Raw genomic sequence first — 23,558 nt, 5'->3', positions numbered from 1 at the left:
AGCGTTATTCTACCTTCAACATTGAGAACCTCTGATATGAATCAAACTCCGGATCAATTACATCGTTTTATCTTTGAAAATTATGAGATACGCGGTGAGCTGGTACAGTTAAACCAGACCACGAGAGATATGTTGAGTGGTCACCACTACCCTCTGGCCATCCAGCGTCTGCTCAGTGAGCTGCTGGTGGCAACCAGTCTGCTGACGGCGACCCTGAAATTTGAAGGCTCGATTACCGTGCAACTTCAAGGCGATGGTCCTGTTCGTTTCGCGGTAATTAATGGTGATCATCAGCAGCAACTGCGTGGTGTTGCCCGCTACGAAGGCGTGATTGCCGAAAACGCAGGGTTGCATGAGTTGATTGGTAAAGGTCATATGATGATCACCATCACTCCCGATGAAGGCGAACGTTATCAGGGAATTGTGGCCCTAGATGGCGATACCTTAGCCGCTTGTCTGGAAAGTTACTTTGCCCAATCTGAACAGTTGCCAACACGCATCTGGTTGAAAAACGAACAGAACGAAGAACACCCGGCTGCTGCAGGCATGTTAATTCAGTCTATGCCAAACAGTAACAACGAGCAGCAGGCGTTGGATTATGAACACGTGATCACGCTGACGGATACGATCAAAAGCGAAGAGCTGCTGAATCTGCCCGCAGAAGAGATCCTCTATCGCTTGTACCATCAGGAACAGGTTCGTCTGTTTGAACCGCAAGCGGTCAATTTTGTCTGTACCTGCTCCCGGGCCCGCTGTGAATCGGCACTGCAACAGTTAGGTAAAGATGAGGTAGATTCGATTCTGGAAGAACGTGACGAGATCCGCATGGATTGCGATTATTGCGGCACGGAATACCATTTTACCGCGAATGATGTCGCCCACCTGTTTAACGATCAGCAGACGCCTCCCGCTGAGGAACACGGTGTTTTACACTGATTTCAAATCTGGCCTAGGCCGTAAAGGAATCACCGGGTAATGGTTTTTTGCCATTACCCGGCTTTTCCGCTCTCCATCTTAACGCTGTATTCTTACACCTCAAATGACTACATTCTGTTGGCTTGCTCGCAAAATAAATTTAATCCCTAAAAACTGTAAGCTCATCCGCATTATTTGAAGTCATCAGCATTAATAACGCCAGAAGCTCCTAAACTGAATCCAGTTGTACCTACTCCCCCTTTGGTCACACACAGGAGCAAACTTATGACTACTGCCCGTTTAGACCTCGAACGCTATGGTATTTCTAACGTAAAAGAAGTTGTCCGCAACCCTTCTTATGATCAGTTATATGAAGAGGAGCTCAATCCTAATCTGGTGGGTTATGAACGTGGTGTCGTGACCCAGCTCGGTGCGATTAATGTCAAAACCGGGGTCTTTACCGGCCGTTCACCCAAAGATAAATATCTGGTATTGGATGATACGACCCGTGATACCGTCTGGTGGTCAGAAGGGGGAAAGAACGATAACAAACCCATCACGCCAGCCATTTGGTCTGAATTGAAAAAACTGGTCGTGGAAGAGCTGTCCGGCAAGCGTTTGTTTGTCATTGATGGTTTCTGTGGTGCCAACCCTGATAGTCGTCTGGCGGTACGCATCATTACTGAGGTGGCTTGGCAGGCTCATTTTGCCAAAAATATGTTCATTCGCCCCAGTGATTCAGAACTGGTCAACTTTGAACCTGATTTTGTGGTACTGAATGGTTCTGAAACGACCAACCCCAACTGGAAAGAACAGGGACTGAATTCTGAAAACTTTGTTGCCTTCAATCTGACCGAAAATATGCAGGTCATTGGTGGCACCTGGTATGGCGGTGAAATGAAAAAAGGGTTGTTCTCTGTCATGAACTACCTGCTGCCATTACGCGGCATTGCTTCTATGCACTGCTCTGCCAACGTCGGCAAAGACGGAGATGTAGCGATCTTTTTCGGCCTGTCGGGAACAGGGAAAACCACCCTGTCGGCCGATCCTAAACGTCTGTTGATCGGCGATGACGAGCATGGCTGGGATGATGATGGCGTGTTCAACTTTGAAGGCGGCTGTTATGCCAAAACCATTAAGCTGAGCAAAGAGGCAGAGCCGGATATTTACAATGCGATCCGTCGTGATGCCCTGCTGGAAAACGTCACGGTCGATGCCGAAGGTCACGTCGATTTTGATGATAACTCCATCACTGAAAACACCCGGGTTTCCTACCCTATCTATCACATAGAAAACATTGTGAAGCCGGTATCCAAAGCCGGGCCGGCTCAGAAAGTGATCTTCCTGACAGCGGACGCTTTTGGCGTGTTGCCACCGGTCTCTAAACTGACACATGATCAGACCCAATACCATTTCCTGGCTGGTTTTACTGCCAAACTGGCAGGCACCGAACGCGGGGTGACCGAACCCACCCCCACCTTCTCGGCCTGCTTTGGTAAGGCCTTCCTGACACTGCATCCGACCCAATACAGTGAAGTCTTGGTCAAGCGGATGGAAGCCTCGGGTGCCAGCTGCTATCTGGTCAACACTGGCTGGAATGGTACCGGCAAGCGGATCTCGATCCATGACACCCGCGCCATCATTGATGCCATTCTGGATGGTTCCATTGACAAGGCACCGATGAAAACCTTGCCGATATTCAATCTGGCCATGCCGATTGATCTGCCCGGCGTGAACCCACAGATCCTGGATCCGCGTGATACGTATGCCGATCCGGCTGAATGGCAGCGTAAAGCGGAAGATTTGGCGCAACGCTTCATCAAGAACTTTGCACAATACACCGACAATGAACAGGGTAAACGTCTGGTGGCCGCCGGGCCGCAATTACCTTAAGTAATGGATGGCAGGGAAATACCCCCAAAATCTTGATCAACGAGCCACGTCTGTGGCTCTTTTTTTAACAGAAAAATTACATTTTACGTCAGCCCGCATTCTGCAAGGGCTACAGATTTTTCAAGCCTTTTGACATCACAAAATGCACTTTTTTTCACTGATGAAGTGCTGCTCAAATCTGGCAATTCCCTGTTTTAGATCAAAAAAACAATAACTATCCTCCTGAATAAAATCGCAATATATAGTTAAATTCGCCTCAATATGAACTATATATAGTATTACCACCACAACGACATACAATGTCGGATTAGCACGAGGGCTATGAGAAATGCAAGCAAAACCGCTGGTAATCAAACGCGACGGCTGCCGCGTATCGTTTGATGGCTCACGCATATGGCACGCAGTCGCAAAAGCGGCTGAAGCTGTAAATGTAAGAGACGACGCGTATTGCGCCTCAGTCGCTGGTCAGATCGCCGCTCAGTTAGCTGGGCGTGATGAAGTCGATATCAGTGAAGTACAGACGCTGGTCGAAAACCTGTTGATGGAAGGCCCGCACAAGACGCTCGCTCGTGCCTACATCGAATACCGTCATGATCGTGATTTGGCCCGTGAAAAACAAGGCCGCCTCAATAAAGAGATCCAAGGCTTGATCCAGCAGACCAACGCCGAACTGCTGAATGAGAATGCCAACAAAGACAGCAAAGTGATCCCGACGCAACGCGATCTGCTGGCGGGTATCGTTGCCAAGCATTACGCCAAACAGCATATGCTGCCTCGCGATGTGGTACAGGCGCATGAAAGCGGCGAGATCCACTTTCACGATCTCGATTACTCGCCGTTCTTCCCGATGTTCAACTGTATGCTGATCGATATTGAAGGCATGCTGACACACGGCTTCAAAATGGGAAATGCCGAAATTGATACGCCAAAATCAATTTCAACGGCCACGGCCGTAACCGCTCAAATCATTGCTCAAGTAGCTAGCCATATTTATGGCGGCACGACCATCAACCGGATTGATGAAATATTGGCCCCCTATGTGACCAAGAGCTATGAAAAACATCGTCAGGTAGCAGAAGAATGGCAGATCCCGGATGCTGACGGTTATGCCCATGCCCGTACCGAAAAAGAGTGTTATGACGCCTTCCAGTCGCTGGAATATGAGGTCAACACTCTGCATACTGCCAATGGTCAGACCCCCTTCGTGACCTTTGGCTTTGGCTTGGGTGAAAGCTGGGAGTCACGCCTGATCCAGAAATCGATTCTGCAAAATCGGATCGCCGGTCTGGGTAAAAACCACAAGACCGCCGTGTTCCCGAAACTGGTGTTTGCGATCCGCGATGGCATCAACCATAAGCAGAGCGATCCGAATTACGATATCAAGCGTCTGGCGCTGGAATGTGCCAGCAAGCGCATGTATCCAGACATTCTGAACTATGATCAGGTCGTGAAAGTGACCGGCTCGTTCAAGACCCCGATGGGTTGCCGCAGCTTCCTGGGGGTGTATGAAGAAGACGGCAAGCTGATCCACGAAGGGCGGAATAATCTGGGCGTGGTCAGCCTGAACCTGCCGCGTATTGCGCTGGAAGCCCGCGACGAAGCACATTTCTTTGATCTGCTCGACGGCCGTCTGCGTTTATGCAAGAAAGCCCTGATGGCACGCATTGAACGTCTGAACGGCGTGAAAGCGCGTGTGGCACCGATCCTGTATATGGAAGGTGCTTGTGGTGTACGTCTGAAAGCCGATGATGATATTGCTCAGATTTTCAAAAATGGCCGCGCCTCGATTTCGCTGGGTTATATCGGTGTCCATGAGACCATCAATGCACTGTATGGTAACCAGAAGCATGTGTTTGATGATGAAACCCTGCGTCAGAAGGCCGTTCTTATCGTCCAGAAACTGCGTGATGCGGTAGATGAATGGAAACATGAAACCGGCTACGGCTTCAGCCTGTATAGCACCCCGAGCGAGAACCTGTGCAATCGCTTCTGCCATCTGGATACCAAAACCTTTGGTGTGCGGGATGGTGTGACTGATAAAGGCTATTACACCAACAGCTTCCACCTGGATGTGGAGAAGAAAGTCGATCCATACGCGAAAATCGATTTCGAGATGGCTTATCCTCCAATCGCGAATGGCGGGTTCATCTGCTACGGTGAATATCCGAACATTCAGCATAATCTGGAAGCGCTGGAAAACGTCTGGGATTACAGCTATGACCGCGTGCCTTATTACGGCACCAATACGCCGATCGACGAGTGTTATGAATGCGGTTTTACCGGAGAGTTTGAATGTACCAGCAAGGGCTTTACCTGCCCGAAATGCGGCAATCATGACTCCACCAAGGTTTCCGTAACCCGTCGGGTGTGTGGTTATCTCGGTAGCCCCGATGCCCGCCCGTTCAATGCAGGTAAACAGGAAGAAGTGAAACGCCGCGTGAAACATCTGCCGAGTTTTGGCAAATAACTGCGTTTTTGCATCACATGAATGACACCGCCGGCAGGGAAACCACCGGCGGTTTTCTTTTACAACCAGCGGACAACTTCTTCCGTGGTACGACGGGTTTTCACACGTGCAGGTTCGCCGGCCCGGTAGCCATAGGCGGTCATGTGTTCCACTCCAAACGTGTTCAGATCCACGCCTGCTTCTTTGGCCAGTAATGCTTCCAGCTCGGCCTTGTTGAAACCTTCAATCGGGCAGGAATCAATCCCCAGCAACGCGGCGGTCGTCATCATATTTGCCATCGGCAGATAGGTTTGTCTGGCCGCCCATGCCGCAATTCTGGCTTCGTCACCTTCCAGCTTAAACAACTCTTTCTGGAAAAAGGCATAGAAGTCGCTTCTCATTTTGACAACCTCTTCTGGCAACTGCTGCGTTTCGCGCATAAAGCGCAGCAGATAATCGCTGCCGGCAACCAAGGTTTCGCCACGACGAGACAGCGTGATCACCAGATGGCTGGCCGTGGGGATCTGTTTTTGCCCACAGGCAATCGGCAGGATTTTATCGCGCAGGACTTCATCCTGAATCACCAGAAACTGCCATGGTTCAAAACCAAACGAACTGGGGGACAAGCGACCAGTCTCCAGAATGGTGTCGAAATCATCTGCACTGATTTTCTTTTCCGGGTTGAATGCCTTGCAGGCATGACGAAAGGCATAAGCAGCCAGAATATCTTGTTTAGTCATGTTGTGCTCCGTTTATTAAATACGAGACTGTTGTATCATTTAACCTACAATTAAGTAAGTACGCACAAAAATGTGATGTAGTATCATTTTGTATACTAATGGAGGTTATCAATGACGACTCGCCAGCCCTGTTTCTTTGGTTGCTCGGTAGAAGCAGCCCTCTCGGTGATTGGTGGCAAATGGAAAGGCGTGATCCTATTTCGGTTATTGGACGGGACCAAACGCTTTAATGAATTGCACCGGATGGTGCCGGGCGTAACGCAACGCATGCTGACTCTGCAACTGCGGGAACTGGAAGCCGATAATGTGGTGCACCGGGAAGTGTATGCCGAAGTGCCGCCTCGGGTGGAATACAGCCTGACCGAATTCGGTCGCACACTGGAACCGATCCTGATGGGATTGAAACAGTGGGGCGATGGCTATAAAGAGTTACTGGTCAACTTGCGGGAAGATCAAAGTGCCTAAGCCACAGGCAGATCTCACTCACCGCATTTGCCGATTGGATGGGTGAAAAAAATTACGTTTCAAAATGCAGACGAACCCGTTCCTCCAGTAATTGACGGGCCTTATTCTCTGTACTGTGTTCCAACTGTTTAAATATCTCTGTCGCAATTGCTTTAAATTCATTCATCACGGCCGGATCAAAATGGGAACCGGTGTCTTTATCGAGAATGGCCATTGAGGCCTCAAAGCTCATCGGCTCTTTATAAGGGCGCTTAGAGCACAGCGCATCGAAGACATCCGCGACCGCAAATATCCGGGCGGCCAGCGGAATCGCCGTACCGGATAACTTTCGGGGGTAACCTGAACCGTCCCATTTCTCATGGTGCGCGGCCACGATGGCATGGGCACCATCCAGCCAGCCCATCCCTTTGACAATCTCCTCCCCCTGAACCACATGGGTTCGCATGATGGTTAATTCGGCTTCATCGAGTTTCCCCGGCTTCAGCAAAATGGCATCGGGAATGCCGATCTTGCCGACATCATGTAAAAAACTACCCGCGATCAGCGCTTGCATCTCACTGCCACTTAGCCCCATACGCTCAGCGATACGTGCCGCGATCCAAGCCACCCGGTAATTATGTGCGCCGGTATCCGAATCCCGTTTCGCGATGGCTCGGCCCAGCGACTCCATCATGGAAATATGTGAATCCAGCACTTCGAGTGTTTTTCGTTCGTTATCGGCGGATAAACGAACAACAACAGGATACAGCACGGCACCGCAGAGCAATGACGCAAAACAAACCATCAGCGCAACGGTTAAGGCGGTATTCAGGACTTGTTGTTGTTGCCAGGCAGGAATGACGCGCACCCCCTCAAAATACCCGGTGATCGGGCTGTTGCTATCATGGATCGACGCACGTAGCGGCACAAAGACCCGTAAGATCCAGTGATCGCCTCGATTTCTCAGATTTTCATAAAAGGCCTGCCGGTAGTTAGGAGAAATATGTTTGGGTAGCAGCCGTTCTATTTTGTCGCCTTCCGCATTACTGGATTCGGCCAGTTTATTCCCTTGCCGGTTATAGATCTCGGCAATATCAAACAGCCCCCCCGAAATAGTTTGCGCTGCCATCGTGGCATGTGCCACCGCATCGGGAGAGGTCAAGTTAGTCGCATCAAAATGCTGGGCTAATCGCCCCGACTCTTCGATAGCTAATGAAACAATGCTTTCTTCTGCGTTTTCACGCGCAACATACCAAGATAGCGGACTGGCTAAAGAAGCCAATACCACACTGACAACGGCAATTTTGAACGCGGTGCGCTTCTGAAAATAATTCATATCTCTCCGTATGCAAGTGAACTCACTGAAAGCGTGTCGTCGCCACCAGTAAACGACAACATCTAATGTATCCTTTAGATATATTATGTCTAATACAAAGAACAGACACCGATTAGGGTTGCGAGGAACTATGCAACTTACCGAACTGAAAAGCTATTTATACGGCAAGCTGGCAGCGACAGAGGAACTCCCCTTTGGCCCGGAATATCTGGTCTATAAGGTGTGCAATAAAATGTTTGCGCTGATTGCGTGGCAGGAGACACCGTTACGGATCAATCTGAAGGCAGATCCGGCACAGGTGGATCTGCAGCGAGCGATGTTTGCCTCGATCCGCCCCGGCTATCACATGAACAAACGCCACTGGAACACCGTCACACTCGATGGCGAACTCACCGATGCGCAGTTACAGGGGTTGATCGATGACTCTTATCGACTGGTGGTCGCAAAGTTGACAAAAAAAGAGCGGGAAGCACTTGTGTCTCACCCACAGGCACACCATAAATAACGCAGACACCATGGCGACGGCATCACCCGCTCTCTATGACGGTTTGCTGGCGGTTTGCTTTTTGATTCAACCCTTCAACTATGCAGGACGACTCTATGCCACTGATTGTGACGCTGACTCTCACCCCCTCGCTGGATACAGCAACTAGTACCCCGAAAATCTATCCTGAAGGAAAATTACGTTGTCACACTCCGGTGTTTGAACCCGGTGGTGGTGGCATTAATGTGGCTCGCGCCATTACGCATCTGGGCGGGCAGGCAACTGCGCTGCTACCGGCAGGCGGACCGACCGGGGCGCATCTGGTGGAGTTATTACAGCAAGAGGGCGTGTCGGTCGATGCGTTACAAACCCATGACTGGACCCGGCAAAACCTGCATGTTGTGTCTGAAGCCACAGGCGAACAATTCCGCTTTGTCATGCCAGGTGCTGCCTTGCATGACACCGAATGGCAACAGTTACTGCAAAAAATTGCAGCCTTACCGGCAGACAGTGTCTTGGTGTTGAGCGGCAGCTTGCCCCCCAACATGACCACCGAGGCCGTGACCGAATTGCTGCAATTCACCAAACAACATGGGTTACGCACCGTGGTCGACAGCTCCGGTGACGCCTTAAAAGCCGCAGTGAAATTTGGCGGGCTGGAGTTACTGAAACCCAACCAGTCTGAACTGGCAGAACTGACCGGACAAACGCTGGATCTGCCGGATCAGGTGGTGACGGCAGCACGTTCGCTGATCACGCAGGGCGCCGCCAAACGAATTGTGGTTTCGCTGGGTCCACAAGGGGCACTGGGTGTCGATGCCGAACAATGCATTCAGGTTGTCCCGCCGCCTGTAGTCAAACGCAGCACGGTCGGTGCCGGAGACTGCATGGTGGGAGCCATGGTCATGAAACTGGCTGAGGGAGCCTCCCTGTCAGACATGGTTCGGTTTGGCGTAGCCGCAGGCACCGCCGCCACCATGAATCAGGGCACTAAACTGTGCAGCAAGGAAGATACCGAACGGCTGTATCAGTATCTGGGCCAATCTTAATCTTCTGTGCCGGACGGCGTTCCGTCCGGCCTGTTCTCATTGTTCTGCTAACGCATGACGCAACAACGAAGCCAGATGGCTTGTGGGTCGGTGTGCGGTCACTTTGATTTGATGAGCACAGCCGAAACCGTTACACACCACCAACGCCTCCGGTGCTGCCTGTAACGACGGAACCAATGACTGTTGTGCCATCTGGTGTGAATAGTCGACGTGTTCCGACTCCAGGCCAAAGGTGCCCGCCATGCCACAGCAGGAGGATTCGATGAAGCTGAACTCCAGTTCCGGGATGGCCTTTAACACCCTTCGCACCGACTTCATGGCACCAATTGCTTTCTGATGGCAATGCCCGTGAATCAATACCGGTTGGGTGATTTTTCCAGCCTGAAATGGCAGTTGGAACCCGCCGCGGGTCAGTTCGGCGGCGATAAACTCCTCAAACAGCATCGCCTGTTTTGCCAGAGCCAATGCCGGTTGCCCTAAACCGAGGGTTTTGTATTCGTCACGCAACATCAGCAGGCTGGAAGGCTCCAGCCCGACAATGGCCAGACCTTGCTCAACATAAGGCGATAACACCTTCAGTAATTGCCGGGACAGCTTGCGGGTCTCTTCCACCAGACCAAACGTCAGCAAGGAGCGTCCACTATCGAGGATCGCTCCGTCGACAGATCGCGGATGCACCACATGCACGGTGAATCCGGCCAGCCGTAACAGATACAGTGCATCTTCGGCCTGCTGCGGAGCAAACAGGGTGGAGAAGCTATCGAGCCACAAAACAACCTCTCGGATCTCTCCGGAAGGATGTGCCGACAGTGGCGGAAAGCTCCGATCAAGGGGTGCAAAGGGAGTAACCGCGACTTCCGGTAATGCCACTTGTTTGGCAATACCGAGCCACTTATCGCCCCAGTGAGCGAGCAATGCGGAACGATTTCGCAGCCGGATCAACCTACCCAGCCATGGAAAACGGTTGATCCAAAGCGGCGAATACGCAAACAGGCGGCTACGCCATAACAACGGCTGAGTTTTCAGTTGCTGAGCCAGATATTCAATTTTTATCTGCGCCATATCGACATTATTTTCGCATTCCCGCTTGCAGCCTTTACAGGCAACACAGAGATCCATCGCTTCTGCCAGTTCACGATCATAGGTTATCGCCTTGGCATCACTGTTCAGTGCCCGTTTCAGCAACTGCACCCGACCACCCGGTGACAGCAGCGGCTTCCCGGTAATTCGATAACTCGGACACATGACGCCGCGTCCATGCTGTTCACACACGCCACTGCGGATACACACCGCAACGGCTTTGGCGAAATCGCCGCCCTGTTTGGGGATGTCGGCATACGCATCACCCATGCCGCGATCCTGATATTCCGACCAGTCTAATTCGGTTCGCATACATCTTCCTGTAGGCTGTTTTTAAACTAACCATCAAGAAAGATGCCGATATTTTTTAGTTTTATAACAATAACTTACTAATTAACAATGCGTAATGAAACAGACAAAGCCACCACAATGCACCGATAGCGACAGCTTGCAGTCAACAGGGGTTGTCGTCAAAATGAGAAAAAAGGAGCGAGCTTATGTTCAGTAAATTAGTGAAGTCGTTGTTTGGCGGTGCAGAGAAACCGGCAATGAAGGTCGAACCCGTCGAATACAAAGGGTATCTGATTTATGCCGAGCCAAAGGATGAAGGCAGTCAGTACCGCTTGGCCGGACGGATCTGCAAAGAAATTAACGGCGAGTTAAAAACGCATCTGTTCATTCGCTCGGATCTGTTTCCATCCAAAGAAGATGCGTCGCAGTGGATGGTGCGCAAAGCCGAATTATTTATCGACCAGACTGGCGACCACATGTTTCAATAATCGCCGCTGACGTTGTGATCATCAAGATTAATCAGATGTTTTCTAACGGAATATCCGATCCGGCCTGAATTTCAGGCCGCATTTCACAGTAATTTGATCCAGCAGCATATAATCTTCTAGTAACCTTTTTATATGGTTATCCTCGTCGAAAGGGACTCTCTATGAAGATTAGAAGCAAGATACTCTTATTAGGCATTCTGCCCCTCGTTCTGGCCATCATCGCCGTTAATACCTCTGTTTATTTTTTAAATACCAGCCGGATCGAAAGTCAACAGGTCGCTTTACGTGCCGAACTGATGAAGAACAAGAAAGCGGAACTGAACACGTATATTCAAATTGCCCAAACATCCATTGCCGATCTTTATGCGTTACCTGATTCACCTGAAAACCGGGAACAGGTGAAGAAAATCCTGAGACAATTACGCTATAACAAAGATGGTTACTTCTTTGTTTACGACTATAACGGCGTAAATCAGGTATTAGGCCCCAAGCCGGAAATCGAAGGCAAAAACATGTTTAATGCCAAAGATGCGGCTGGTAAGTATTTTATTCAGGCTCTCATCAATGCGGCACTGAGCGGCGACGGTTACGCCGAATATCTGTGGAATAAACCCTCGTTGGGACGTGACGTATCAAAACTCTCTTACACGGTAAAACTTGATAAATATCAGTGGGTGTTAGGTACAGGTTTTTATATTGATGACATTGAAACAACGCTGAATAACCAACGTCAGCAACTGGAGGCCGACACCCGTACTAGTCTGTGGCATGTTTCGCTGATTTCACTGGGCGTCATGGCCATTACACTGCTGATTACCTCTTTGATCGGAAATAAAATTTCACAACCACTGCGTGATGTCGTCGCCGCTTTACATGATATTGCCAATGGTGAGGGTGACCTGACACAACGCTTAAAAATAAGCAGTCAGGATGAAATTGGTGACGTAAGTAAAGCCTTTAATCATTTTGTGGAACGCATTCAGGAGCTGGTTGCGCAAGTCGCCAATGTCAGCCAGCGTATTTTCAGCGAAACGGAATCACTGGCTCAAATATCTCATCAATATTCACACCAGATGCAGGAACACCGCAAAGAAACCGAACAGGTTGCCAGCGCCGTAAATGAAATGAGTGCAACGGCACAGTCGGTTTCCAGTGCCGCCTCTAATGCCGCGAATGCAACCAGCGAAGCGACACAGAACTCGGAACAAGCCAGTGAAGTAGTTAGCACCGCCATCAGCAGTATCAATAGCTTGGTACAAGAGGTCGATTCTGCCTCTTCCGTGATCAGTATGCTGGCACAGGAAACGGCCAAAATCGGTTCGGTGGTCGATGTGATCCGTGGCATTGCAGAACAAACCAATCTGCTTGCCTTGAACGCTGCGATTGAAGCGGCCAGAGCCGGTGAGCAAGGTCGTGGATTTGCGGTCGTGGCCGATGAAGTGCGAGCACTGGCTGCCCGTACTCAGCAAAGCACGCAAGAGATCAATACCATGCTGCAGACGCTGCAACAGGGTGTCCGGCAAGCGGTTGATGCCATGGACGGTAGCCAGCAGCACAGTCAGGAAACGGTGAGTGAAACGGCACGGATTGAAGAATCATTAAGCACCGTGAATCAGGCCGTCAACATGATCAACGATATGAACCTGCAGATTGCGACCGCAGCCGAAGAGCAACATGCGGTGACTGAAGAGATCAGCCGGAATCTGGAGAACATCCAGCACATCGTGCAGGATCTCTCCAGTGCAGCCGTAAAATCAGAACAAACAACGGCAGAAATGGCCTCTGCGGGCCGGTCTTTACAAGATCTGATCAAGCAATTCCGTTACTGACCAATGTCGTCATCTCAATCAGGTTGTCGCTATGACAACCTGATTTTTTTACGCCGATTTAGCCACTGCCGATGGACGTTTGGGGCGAAATAACAGCTCCAGCACTAATGAGGTCAGTACGGTCACTACCCCGCACCACTGCCACACACTCAGGGTTTCATGCATCAGCACACTTCCCGCCAGCACCGCCGTGATCGGGTTTAACAAGGTCAATAACCCCAACCGGTTCAGCGGCAAATTCACCATGCCCCACAGCCAGAGCACATACGCCAACGCCGAATTAAGCAAGATCAGCCATAAGAGTCCGAACCAGTTATCGCCAACCGGCATGGGCATGGCACCATCCTGCCAGTAAGCCAGTGGCAGGATCATCAATCCTCCCAGCAAGAGTTGCCAGCCGGTGAAGCTGATCAATCCGCCCTGCCACGGGTGTTGCTGCAGCAATAAACTGCAAATGCCGATCAGCAGCACCGACGTCAGCGCTGCCGTGACCCCAATCCAGTCCAGAGCCACACCGGGCCCCAGCAGTAAAATAATGCCCGCCAACCCCAGCAAGGCACACAGCAACGCCTGTCGCGACGGCACTTTATGCAGAAACAGCCACTGCAAGCCCAGCAACATCAACGGCAGCGTCGCCGATAAGGTGCCGGCAACGGAACCCGGCAAGTGCAAGGCTGAGAGAAACAAGAGCGGGAAAAAAGCCCCGATATACAGAAAACTGATCAGCAACAGAAAAGGCACCTGCCGCCAGGCCACTTTGGCCGGACGAATCGCCAGCAAGAGTAACCCCGGTGGGATCGCGCGCATAACGGCTAACCATAACGCGGGCCAGTCAGCGAGATATTTTCCGGTGATCAAATAGGTCGTGCCCCAGAGTATCGGGGTTAAAGCCACAAGAAAAGGAGGCATACTGTCTTCACAAAAAGAATCTTAACACAAAGATATTTTGATTTGTTTTTCCCCTTTTCGTCAACTATCTTTATGCAAAGATAAAAAGGAGACGGAATTATGCAAACGGATCATGTAGATAGAATTCTCAGCCAATGGCAACACGAACGGCCAGAACTGGATCCGCTGGCGATGAGTATTTTTGGCCGTTTGTGGCGACTGAACGCGATTGCCAGTAAGGCCGTCGAACGGGTGCATCTGGAATATGGGCTGACACAGCCGGAATTTGATGTACTAGCCACGTTACGCCGCAGTGGCGAACCATACCAACTCAGCCCGACGGCACTCTATACCTCCTTGATGCTGTCTTCAGGGGCCATGACCAACCGGTTGGATAAACTGGAAGCGCGTGGTTTCATTTACCGGGAACCGTCACCGGAAGATCGCCGCAGCATGCTGGTTGCGCTGACCAAGACCGGACTGGCGCTCATCAATGAGACCATGACCGCGCATGTCGCCAACGAGCAACACCTGCTTATGTCTTTGGATCATGCTCAACAACAGCAACTGGCTGATTTATTGAGAACATTGTTACTAAATATCGGCAAGGATCAGGCTGATACCGTGGAGCTGGATAGCCACTCGTGATTTTTATGGTTTTTATTTTATTTAATTAGCTAATCTGTTTTCACGATTGCCTGCGAAGAGAATCACGGAATGCAGGCAATCACCTCCTATAATGACCGCCCGATCCCCCAAAATATTGTCGAAAAAATGCGGCTGCACCCTTTGCTGATACCTTATACCACCGGCATGACATTCAAAAATCGTCTGTTTTTGCTGCTTTTGCTGGTGATTAGCCTGCAACTGCTGGTTATTGGCATTTTCGTGCACCATCGGCTGGCCGATATTCTCGACAAAGAGGTGGGACATCGCGCCATTTTGCAAGCCGAACAGATTGCCTCCCGCCCGACCATCATTGCCGCCATGGAACACCGTGACTACGATGAAGTCCGCCGTGATGTGGAGAGCATCCAGAAGTACTATTCCGACGCCAACTACATCGTGGTCGGTGATGAAAAGGGGATCCGAATTACCCACCCCGATCCGGATAAGATCGGGTTTCCCATGGTGGGTGATGACAATTCGCCGGCACTGATCCATAAAAAAACCTATCTCTCGCTGCGTGAAGGCACGATGGGATTCGGTATGCGCGGCAAGGCCCCCATCATCGATCACCAGGGTAAGGTCATTGGGATCGTGTCGGTCGGTTATCTGCTCAACAGCATTGCGTCATGGCGCAGCCTGTATCTGAACCCGATCATTGCCATGATGGGCATGATGCTGCTGAGTTCGATCCTCGCAGCTTATTTCTTTGCCCGTCATATCAAACGCCAGATGCTGGATATGGAACCGAAAGAGATTGCCCTGTCGTTACGGATGGCATCGGCAATTTTGCAGTCGGTCTATGAGGGCGTGATTGCCGTCAATCAGGATGGCCTGATTTATTCGATCAACCAGAATGCCCGGCAGATCCTGGGCATCATCCCGGAAAACCGGCAATTGGATGGGTTGCCCATTTGCGAAATTATTTCGCCGTGCGATTTCTTTCTGCCCAATGCCCAGCAACAGGAGGCGGTCAAAGATGAGATCCTGTCGCTCAACGGGGATTATGTCATCGCGAACCGGGTGCCCTGTCAGTTGGATGGCAAAGCATTGGGTTGGGTGGTCAGTTTCCGCCGCAAGGATGATATCCACACCCTCTCCCACCAGTTGTCGCAGGTGCAGCAACATGCCGAAAGCCTGCGCGTCATGCGCCATGAATATGCCAATAAGCTGTCGACCATTGGCGGCCTGATCCAGCTGGGTGCCTATGAAGATGCCCTGCGCACCATTCGTCAGGAGTCGAACCAAAAGCAGCAACTGGTTGATTTCTTTATCAGTACATTCAACAACAATCTGGTGGCCGGGCACCTGCTGAGTAAGTATATCCGGGCTCAGGAGCTGGGGTTGTCTCTGGTCTTTGATCCGGCCTGCCAGTTGAAAAAGACATTACCCGATGCCCTCGGCGCCGATGAACTCACCAGTATTCTGGGCAATCTGCTGGATAATGCCTTTGAAGCCACACTGAAAAACCCCGACAGCAGCAAACAGATTTCTCTGCTGATTAGCGATCGCAGCAACGAGCTGGTGATTGAGGTCGCCGACAACGGCACCGGTATCGCCCCCGAGATGGTCGACCGGATCTTTGAACGCGGAGTCACCACAAAAACCGAATCCGGTCACGGCTACGGGATGTATCTGATTCAACGTTATGTCAGCCATGCCGGTGGCTATATCACGCTGGATGACGCCGAGCCAATGGGGACGATCATCTCCCTGTTTATTCCTCTAAAAGGTAACGCTTATGAATAAATTCGACGTGCTTATCGTGGACGACGAGCTGCGGATTGCTGAGCTACATGCGCAATTTATCCGTCAGCATGCCCGCTTTAACCCGATTGGGATTGCCGCCAATCAGGCAGAAGCCCAACGGATGATCCGCGTGCTGAAGCCCGATTTGATCCTCTTGGATAATTTCCTGCCGGATGGTTTAGGCATTAACCTGATGCGGCAGATGTTGTTAGATAAAAATGCGCCTGATGTGATTTTCATTACCGCGGCCAGCGATATTGAAACGGTACGGGAAGCCGTGCGTTGCGGCGCGTTTGATTACCTGCTGAAACCGATCGGCTATGACCGTTTGCAGGATACGTTGCAACGTTATCTGCGCTACCGGGGCTCGATCAGTGCCGGTGATAGCGTCAATCAACGTCATGTCGATGAAATGTTTAATCTGCAAGCCCGGGAGATGACCTACCGTAATTTGCCCAAAGGGATCGATGAATTGACGCTGGATAAGGTGAAAGAAGCCTTCACCTCGGCCGAGGTTTATCACACTGCAGAATCCTTGGGTGAGCTGATTGGCATCAGTAAGACCACGGCACGTCGCTATCTGGAACACTGCGCGGCGCTGACTTATCTGCAGGCCGAAGTGATGCATGGCAAGGTCGGACGCCCGGAGCGGATTTATCGCCGCTGCATGTAAAAAAATGCCCGGACGGAATGCGTAAAAACATGCAGTCCGGGCGTGATTCCCTCATGTTGGAAAACTAATTACATCGCTGTTCACTGACGATGGGGTTACGCAGTTTACCGATCTTCTGGATTTCCACCTCGATCACGTAGCCATCTTGCAAGAACAACGGTGGCGTGCGTTTTTTACCCACCCCGCCGGGTGAACCGGTAATGATCACATCCCCCGCCGACAAGGTCGCGAAGGTGCTGATATATTCAATCAGTTCAGGAATGGTGTGCACCATGTTGCCGGTATTGTCATTCTGGACCATCTGGCCATTCAGATAGGTGCGAATGTCGAGTTCATGCGGGTTGGTGATTTCATCACTCGTCACCATCCACGGACCAAACGCCCCCGTTTCCTGCCAGTTTTTCCCAGCCGTAAACCAGCTGTGCTGCCAATCGCGCACCGAGCCATCCATGTAGCAGCTGTAACCGGCCACATGCTGCAATGCCTCTTCGCGTTTAATGTGTTTGCCGGTTTTACCGATAATGACCGCCAGCTCCCCTTCATAATCGAATTCATTACTGATCTGGGGTTTCACCACCCGGCAGGCGTGTCCGGTCTGTGATTCGGGAAAGCGGACAAACAGGGTGGGCGCATTATTGGTCTCGGCAAACTCCTGACGCTTGGCCATGTAATTCATCCCCACGCACAAGATTTTGCCGGGTGATTCGATGATCGGCAGAAAGGTCACTTCGCTGGCGGTATAGTCAGTCGCAGCCCCGACATACTGATGAATGAGATCTAAGGCATCAGCCGCCAGCAGCGCTTTGATATCATTGAATTTATCACCCAGACGCAACCCCAGGTCGACGATGCCGTCATCATTGTAAATGCCATAACTCTTAGACCCATCGGCGCGGACAAAACTTAGTAATTTCATGGAAATACCTCACCAATATTACTTATTCAGCGTTGTAGTTATTCATAAGCGACAGCCCGGAAAGTCATGCCGGGCTGAAGATACCTTGAAAGTTGAGATCAGAAGTTGAAGAAATGGGCCAGTACCACCAATGCCAGCGTCACGTTGATGGCACCCCCGATACGGGTCGCAATTTGGGCAAATGGCATCAGTGACATCCGGTTACCGGCAGACAGAATCGCCACATCACCGGTACCACCCTGACCACTCTGACAGCAGGAAACGATGGCAACATCGATCGGATGCATGCCCATTTTTTTACCGACAAAGAAACCGGTGGTCACCAGACTCAATACGGTGGAAATGATCACGATCAGATTGGAAAACGTGAAGGCGGCCATCAGCGATTCCCAAGGCGTGATCGCGACACCGACCATGAACAGGATCGGGTAGGTCACCGAAGTCTGGAAGAACCGATAAACCACGTTGGCATTACTGGCCATTTGTGGCGAAACCGTTTGGGTGACCTTGACCAACACGGCGGCGAACAGCATGCCTACCGGAGCCGGTAAGCCCACCAGACGTTGCCCCAGAATACCTGCCATGTAGAGCAACAGCGCCATCAGTGCCGCCGCCGCTAAACCGGTGACATCTACCGCATCTTTTAAACCGCCAGTGATGGTGGCGCTGCCCAGCTCTTCGCCTGAACCCGGCATCAAACGGCCTTCCCCTGTCAGATGAGGCTTGCGTTTACCAATATGATTCAGAATACCGGCCGTCAAAATCGCGGTTAGACTCCCCAGCATCACCATCGGGATGATCTGGGCAAACGCAACACCCTGTTCGATATGCATGATGTCGTGGAAACCGATCGACAACGGAATCGCCCCTTCGCCGACGCCCCCTGCCATAATGGGTAACACGATGAAGAATAAGGAGTGGAAAGCCCCTAGCCCCAGCAGACTACCGACCGTGACACCCACCAGCGCACCAACGATTTCGCCGCAGACCATGGGGATAAAAATACGCAGAAAGCCTTGCATGATCGTTTTCCGATCCATGCTGAAAATACTGCCGACAATAATGCAGCTGATATATAAATAAAGTATCCCGGTTGATTTATAAAATACTTTGGTCGGCGCAATAATAGAGGCCGGTAATAAATGATAATAAACCAATGCCGAAGGAATAAAGGTGGCACAAATGGCTGCCGCCCCTATTTTTCCTAATACCGGTAAGCGTTTACCGATTTCACCGCAAATAAATCCAAAAAAGCCAAGCACCACGACCATGGTCGTCATTTGACTGGGTAAATCCCCCGTCAGACATAATGCCGTTATTAATGCAGCCGCCATTAAAAATAAAGGGACAGGAATAATTCCAATCTTGATATCGAATATTTTCCACCAGCCATGTGGCCAGAATTTTTCTGCCGTGCCGTTACTCAGTGACAGATCACTCGTATCAGCAACATTGGCCTGCTCTTTTCCCATTGTAATGTCTCCTATTTACAATAACGCAGTATTCCCTCGGATACATGGCCTACAGCCGGTAAACACCAGAAGTCAGCACTCGCGGGCATGTTTTTTAGTTTTACGATGATGGGAATTTAGCGGTAAAAATTGCTATGGTTTTTGATCGGTGGTTAAATAATCCGGCGTTTTTATGCGTTTAATTATCTTATAATTTTTATATACAAATTCATCAAAACCACTTAAATTCAACAAACAAACTCCAGCCAAATAATTTAATTCATATAATTTATATCCGTTATTTAAACCGCTTTTTCACTTGAGAGTGATCAAAAAAAAATAACCGGAAATCACCTTTCATATATACAGCAATTTTGATTAGCCCCTTAAGGCTGTATAACCATGAACGATGAAGTCATTTTCTGTTGTGTGCTGAAAGCAGAAATATCCCGCTGGCAACAAATTGCTGATTTTCTGCAACGCAATAACTTAAATATCGATCTGGACATTGAACAATTTATTGTTGCACTGGATGAACAGCAGCAGTTGGTCGCTTGTGGTGGCATTGCCGGACGGGTGCTGAAATGCATCGCCATTGAACCGGCCTTGCGCGGTCATGGTCTGGCCTTGCGCCTGATGACCACCCTGATCAATCAGGCCTTCAGTCTGCAACGTTATGAGTTGTTTCTCTTTACCAAGCCGGAAAATGAAGCCCTGTTCGCTGAATGCGGATTTCATCTGTTGGCCAGTGTGGATGATCAGGTCATCCTGATGGAAAACAGTGCCACGCGGATACATCGTTATTGCCGTCAACTGGCACAGCAACGCCAACCCGGCCAGCGCATCGGGGGCATCGTGATGAATGCCAACCCGTTTACGCTGGGGCATCGTTATCTGGTGCAGCAGGCCTGCCGCGAATGTGACTGGGTCCATCTGTTTGTGGTGCAGGAGAATGCGTCGGAATTCCCATACGAAGATCGTCTGGCCCTGATCAAGGCCGGGGTTGCGGATTTTAAAAATCTGACGGTGCATCCGGGCTCTGACTATCTGATTTCCCGGGCGACATTTCCCAGTTATTTCCTGAAAAGCCAGAAGATCATCAATCACTGCCATATGGCGCTCGATCTGCAGCTTTTCCGTCAACAGATTGCGCCGGCACTGGGCATTAATCGCCGCTATGTCGGCACCGAACCGCTGTGTCCCGTGACCGCACAATATAACCGTGAAATGGCCTACTGGCTGACCACCGAAACCTTATCCGCTCCCGTCATTGAATTACATGAAATCGAACGCCGGCAGCAGGCCGCTCAGCCGATTTCCGCCTGTCGGGTGCGGGAACTGCTCGCCAGAAAAGGGCCTGATGCGGTGAGGTCGCTCGTGCCGGAAACCACCTATCGCTATCTGTGGCAACACTATGGATCACCGCCCGTGGCGCATTCGCTTGCCGTGTAAGCATTGTCCGTTGCGTTGCTTCGCAGCGCAGCAATACCGTTCATAACCAAGGTCTGACAAATGAAAATAACACAACAGTCCCATGCCGGGACGCTCGAATCCGGCGATGTGCTGATCCGCATCCAACCGGTCGATACACAGGAGATTGAGATCGAACTGGAAAGTGTGGTCGAAAAGCAGTTCGGCACCGCCATCCAGCGCCTGATCCACGACACCCTGAATAAATTAAACATCACCGGGGTGCGGGTCATCGTCGAAGACAAAGGCGCGCTGGATTGCGTCATCAAAGCCCGGGTACAGGCAGCGCTGATCCGTGCCACCGGCACTCAGCTACTGGAACAAAACTGGAGCGAGTTATGAGCAAATTACGCCGCAGCATGCTGTTCGTGCCCGGAGCCAACGCCGCCATGCTCAGTAACAGCTTTATCTATCAGCCAGATGCACTGATGTTCGATCTGGAAGATTCCGTCGCCATCACCGAAAAAGACACCGCGCGTCTGCTGGTCTTCCATGCCCTGCAAATGCCGCTCTATAAAGACATCGAGAAAGTCGTGCGGGTCAACCCGATTGATTCACCCTACGGCAAGCTGGATGTGGAAGCGGTGGTGCGCGCCGGTGTCGATGTCGTGCGTTTGCCCAAAACCGATTCGGCCGAAGATATTCTGGAGATGGAGCGTCACATTCTCGCCGTCGAACGGAAATGCGGTCGTCCTGAGGGCAGTACCCGCATGATGGCGGCCATTGAAAGTGCACAGGGCGTCATCAATGCACCGGAAATTGCCAAAGCCTCGCCCCGTCTGATCGGGATCGCCTTGGGGGCGGAAGATTATGTCCGCAACATCCGCACCGAACGCTCGCCGGATGGGATCGAGCTGCTGTTTGCCCGTTGCTCCATTCTGCAGGCCGCACGCGCCGCCGGGATCGCGGCATTCGATACTGTCTATTCCAATGCCAACAATGAAGAAGGGTTCATCCACGAAGCCGAGCACATCAAACAACTGGGTTTCGATGGCAAATCACTGATCAATCCGCGTCAGATTGAACTGCTGCATAACGTCTTTGCCCCGACCCGTAAAGAAGTCGGCCACGCCCGGTTGATTCTTGAAGCGGCTGAAAATGCGGCCAGTCAGGGCTTAGGCGTAGTGTCGCTGAACGGCAAGATGATCGATGCCCCGATCATTGAACGCGCGCGCTGGGTGCTCCAACGCGCAGAAGCATCCGGCATCAGACAGTGAGGTTTGCCATGACTATCAATATATTAGAACGATCTATTCCCGACGCGATCACCTCGGTGGCACCCCAGATCCCGCTGTTTGCTGCCGTGGAAAATAAAACCGCCCTTCAGCGCAACACCCAGAACAAATTGCACGCGTCGCTGGAAGAAGCCATCCGCGCCAGTGGCCTACAAAACGGCATGACCATCTCCTTCCACCATGCATTTCGCGATGGCGATAAGACCGTCAACATGGTGATGGATAAGCTGGCAGAGATGGGTTTCAAAGATCTGGTGTTAGCCGCTAGTTCGCTGACCAACTGCCATGCCCCGCTGCTGGAACATATTCGTCAGGGGGTCGTCCGTAAGATTTACACCTCGGGCCTGCGCGGCAAACTCGCCGACGCGATCTCACATGGCTTAATGAACGAACCGGTGCATATCCACTCGCACGGCGGCCGGGTGCATCTGATCCAGTCCGGCGAATTGCAGATCGACGTGGCTTTCCTTGGCGTGCCCTGCAGTGATGAATTCGGCAATGCTAATGGTTTCTCCGGCAAATCGCGTTGTGGTTCGCTCGGTTACGCCCGTGTCGATGCCGAATATGCCCGCCATGTGATCCTGCTGACCGAAGAACTGGTCGGTTACCCCAACTATCCGGCCAGCATTGCACAGGATTGTGTCGACGGCATCGTGCAGGTGGAACATGTCGGTGATCCGACCAAGATCGGTGGCGATGCCACCCGCATGACCAGCAACCCGCGTGAACTGCTGATCGCCCGACGAGCCGCCGATGTCATCGAACATTCCGGTTATTTCAATAATGGCTTTTCGCTGCAAACCGGCACCGGGGGTGCTTCTCTGGCGGTGACCCGTTTTATGGCCGACAAGATGGTACGCAATAAGATCAAGGCCCGCTTTGGTCTCGGTGGCATCACCGCCAGCATGGTCGAACTGCACGAACGCGGCCTGATCCAGACTCTGCTGGACGTGCAGTGCTTCGACAGCGTGGCAGCCGAATCGCTGGGCAAAAACCCACATCATCAGGAGATCTCCGCCAATCAGTATGCCAACCCGACCTCGAAAGGGGCCTGTGTGGAAAAACTGGATGTGGTGATCTTGAGTGCACTGGAAATCGACACCCGCTTTAACGTCAACGTGATCACCGGCTCCGACGGCGTATTTCGCGGTGCCTCCGGCGGACATTGTGACACCGCCGCTGCTGCCAATCTGACCATCGTGGTGGCGCCGCTGGTGCGAGGCCGCATTCCCACCGTGGTCAAGCAGGTCACCACCTGCATCACTCCCGGCAGCAGCATTGATGTGCTAGTCACCGATCATGGGATCGCGGTCAACCCGGCCCGGCCGGAGGTAAAAGAACGCCTGCTGGCCGCCAAACTGCCGGTGATGTCGATTGAAGCGCTGAATGAGCGTGCCTATGCGCTGACGGGCATTCCAGCGGACATCGAATATACCGACCGGATCGTCGGGATCATCCGCTACCGCGATGGCAGCATCATTGATGTCGTGAAACAAGTGAAATAGCGAAGCAGGG

The 23,558-nt window shown here is 51.4% G+C and carries 21 protein-coding genes; 15 read left to right on the top strand and 6 right to left on the bottom strand.

Annotation, left to right across the window (positions count from 1 at the left end; translation table 11 throughout):
* Positions 1-36 precede the first annotated feature (36 nt).
* From hslO to nrdD, 3 genes are all read left to right on the top strand, one after another.
* The gene (hslO, locus tag H027_RS0110450) at positions 37-936 is read left to right on the top strand and encodes an Hsp33 family molecular chaperone HslO (RefSeq protein WP_024872404.1); all 900 of its coding nucleotides are present in this window, start codon (positions 37-39) and stop codon (positions 934-936) included.
* A gap of 264 nt (positions 937-1,200) precedes the next feature.
* Positions 1,201-2,808, top strand: a complete 1,608-nt coding sequence (gene pckA / locus H027_RS0110445; RefSeq protein ID WP_024872403.1) for a phosphoenolpyruvate carboxykinase (ATP) — start codon at positions 1,201-1,203, stop codon at positions 2,806-2,808.
* 328 nt (positions 2,809-3,136) lie between these two features.
* A complete protein-coding gene (nrdD, locus tag H027_RS0110440) occupies positions 3,137-5,275 on the top strand; it encodes an anaerobic ribonucleoside-triphosphate reductase (protein ID WP_024872402.1) in 2,139 nt (712 codons plus the stop codon).
* Between the two features lie 59 nt (positions 5,276-5,334).
* Here the strand turns inward: nrdD and H027_RS0110435 are convergent, their stop codons facing one another.
* The gene (locus H027_RS0110435) at positions 5,335-5,994 is read right to left on the bottom strand and encodes an NAD(P)H-dependent oxidoreductase (RefSeq protein WP_024872401.1); all 660 of its coding nucleotides are present in this window, start codon (positions 5,992-5,994) and stop codon (positions 5,335-5,337) included.
* A gap of 111 nt (positions 5,995-6,105) precedes the next feature.
* Between H027_RS0110435 and H027_RS0110430 the strand changes: the two genes are divergently transcribed.
* A complete protein-coding gene (locus H027_RS0110430) occupies positions 6,106-6,459 on the top strand; it encodes a winged helix-turn-helix transcriptional regulator (RefSeq protein WP_024872400.1) in 354 nt (117 codons plus the stop codon).
* Between the two features lie 52 nt (positions 6,460-6,511).
* Here the strand turns inward: H027_RS0110430 and H027_RS0110425 are convergent, their stop codons facing one another.
* Positions 6,512-7,774 (bottom strand): HD-GYP domain-containing protein, encoded by a 1,263-nt coding sequence (locus H027_RS0110425; RefSeq protein ID WP_024872399.1) that lies wholly within the window; start codon positions 7,772-7,774, stop codon positions 6,512-6,514.
* A 130-nt stretch (positions 7,775-7,904) separates the two neighbouring features.
* On the opposite strand from H027_RS0110425, the gene H027_RS0110420 reads away from it, so the two are divergent.
* Together H027_RS0110420 and pfkB are read left to right on the top strand one after the other, a co-directional pair.
* Positions 7,905-8,279 (top strand): MmcQ/YjbR family DNA-binding protein, encoded by a 375-nt coding sequence (locus tag H027_RS0110420; protein WP_024872398.1) that lies wholly within the window; start codon positions 7,905-7,907, stop codon positions 8,277-8,279.
* Between the two features lie 95 nt (positions 8,280-8,374).
* Positions 8,375-9,307 (top strand): 6-phosphofructokinase II, encoded by a 933-nt coding sequence (pfkB, locus tag H027_RS0110415; RefSeq protein WP_024872397.1) that lies wholly within the window; start codon positions 8,375-8,377, stop codon positions 9,305-9,307.
* 36 nt (positions 9,308-9,343) lie between these two features.
* On the opposite strand, the gene H027_RS0110410 is transcribed toward pfkB, so the two are convergent.
* Entirely contained in the window at positions 9,344-10,699 is a 1,356-nt protein-coding gene (locus tag H027_RS0110410) for a (Fe-S)-binding protein (protein WP_024872396.1), read from the bottom strand.
* A gap of 185 nt (positions 10,700-10,884) precedes the next feature.
* Here H027_RS0110410 and H027_RS0110405 point away from each other — a divergent pair, with 185 nt between their 5' ends.
* Both H027_RS0110405 and H027_RS0110400 read left to right on the top strand, forming a co-directional pair.
* A complete protein-coding gene (locus H027_RS0110405; RefSeq protein WP_024872395.1) occupies positions 10,885-11,166 on the top strand; it encodes an HlyU family transcriptional regulator in 282 nt (93 codons plus the stop codon).
* 161 nt (positions 11,167-11,327) lie between these two features.
* Positions 11,328-12,995 (top strand): methyl-accepting chemotaxis protein, encoded by a 1,668-nt coding sequence (locus H027_RS0110400; RefSeq protein WP_024872394.1) that lies wholly within the window; start codon positions 11,328-11,330, stop codon positions 12,993-12,995.
* 48 nt (positions 12,996-13,043) lie between these two features.
* Here the strand turns inward: H027_RS0110400 and H027_RS0110395 are convergent, their stop codons facing one another.
* Positions 13,044-13,904: a DMT family transporter gene (locus tag H027_RS0110395; protein WP_024872393.1), complete on the bottom strand. Its 861-nt coding sequence runs from the start codon at positions 13,902-13,904 to the stop codon at positions 13,044-13,046.
* Between the two features lie 99 nt (positions 13,905-14,003).
* Here H027_RS0110395 and H027_RS0110390 point away from each other — a divergent pair, with 99 nt between their 5' ends.
* From H027_RS0110390 to H027_RS0110380, 3 genes are all read left to right on the top strand, one after another.
* Entirely contained in the window at positions 14,004-14,531 is a 528-nt protein-coding gene (locus tag H027_RS0110390; protein ID WP_024872392.1) for a MarR family winged helix-turn-helix transcriptional regulator, read from the top strand.
* Between the two features lie 69 nt (positions 14,532-14,600).
* Positions 14,601-16,298, top strand: coding sequence for an ATP-binding protein (locus H027_RS0110385; RefSeq protein WP_202593440.1), 1,698 nt, complete (start codon positions 14,601-14,603; stop codon positions 16,296-16,298).
* The gene (locus H027_RS0110380) at positions 16,291-16,971 is read left to right on the top strand and encodes a response regulator (protein ID WP_024872390.1); all 681 of its coding nucleotides are present in this window, start codon (positions 16,291-16,293) and stop codon (positions 16,969-16,971) included. The genes H027_RS0110385 and H027_RS0110380 overlap by 8 nt, the downstream gene beginning before the upstream one ends.
* Before the next feature lie 64 nt (positions 16,972-17,035).
* Here the strand turns inward: H027_RS0110380 and H027_RS0110375 are convergent, their stop codons facing one another.
* A complete protein-coding gene (locus H027_RS0110375; protein ID WP_024872389.1) occupies positions 17,036-17,887 on the bottom strand; it encodes a fumarylacetoacetate hydrolase family protein in 852 nt (283 codons plus the stop codon).
* 98 nt (positions 17,888-17,985) lie between these two features.
* Positions 17,986-19,359: a 2-hydroxycarboxylate transporter family protein gene (locus H027_RS0110370; RefSeq protein WP_024872388.1), complete on the bottom strand. Its 1,374-nt coding sequence runs from the start codon at positions 19,357-19,359 to the stop codon at positions 17,986-17,988.
* Positions 19,360-19,740: 381 nt separating this feature from the next.
* Between H027_RS0110370 and citC the strand changes: the two genes are divergently transcribed.
* Genes citC through citF form a run of 4 tightly spaced genes read left to right on the top strand, consistent with a single transcriptional unit; the run spans position 19,741 to position 23,548 of the window.
* On the top strand, positions 19,741-20,790 hold the full coding sequence (gene citC / locus H027_RS0110365; protein WP_024872387.1) for a [citrate (pro-3S)-lyase] ligase: 1,050 nt from the start codon (positions 19,741-19,743) through the stop codon (positions 20,788-20,790).
* Positions 20,791-20,850: 60 nt separating this feature from the next.
* Positions 20,851-21,150 carry a citrate lyase acyl carrier protein gene (citD, locus tag H027_RS0110360; protein ID WP_024872386.1) on the top strand — a complete coding sequence of 100 codons (300 nt, stop codon included), beginning with the start codon at positions 20,851-20,853 and terminating at the stop codon, positions 21,148-21,150.
* Positions 21,147-22,025 carry a citrate (pro-3S)-lyase subunit beta gene (gene citE, locus H027_RS0110355; protein ID WP_024872385.1) on the top strand — a complete coding sequence of 293 codons (879 nt, stop codon included), beginning with the start codon at positions 21,147-21,149 and terminating at the stop codon, positions 22,023-22,025. Before citD ends, citE begins: the two co-directional genes overlap by 4 nt.
* Before the next feature lie 8 nt (positions 22,026-22,033).
* Positions 22,034-23,548, top strand: coding sequence for a citrate lyase subunit alpha (gene citF, locus H027_RS0110350; RefSeq protein ID WP_024872384.1), 1,515 nt, complete (start codon positions 22,034-22,036; stop codon positions 23,546-23,548).
* The last annotated feature ends 10 nt before the right edge of the window (positions 23,549-23,558 follow it).

The organism is Tolumonas lignilytica, assembly GCF_000527035.1.
GTDB lineage: Bacteria > Pseudomonadota > Gammaproteobacteria > Enterobacterales > Aeromonadaceae > Tolumonas > Tolumonas lignilytica.
Note: the sequence above shows the minus strand (reverse complement) of the source record. Positions and strands in the feature narration are given on the sequence as shown.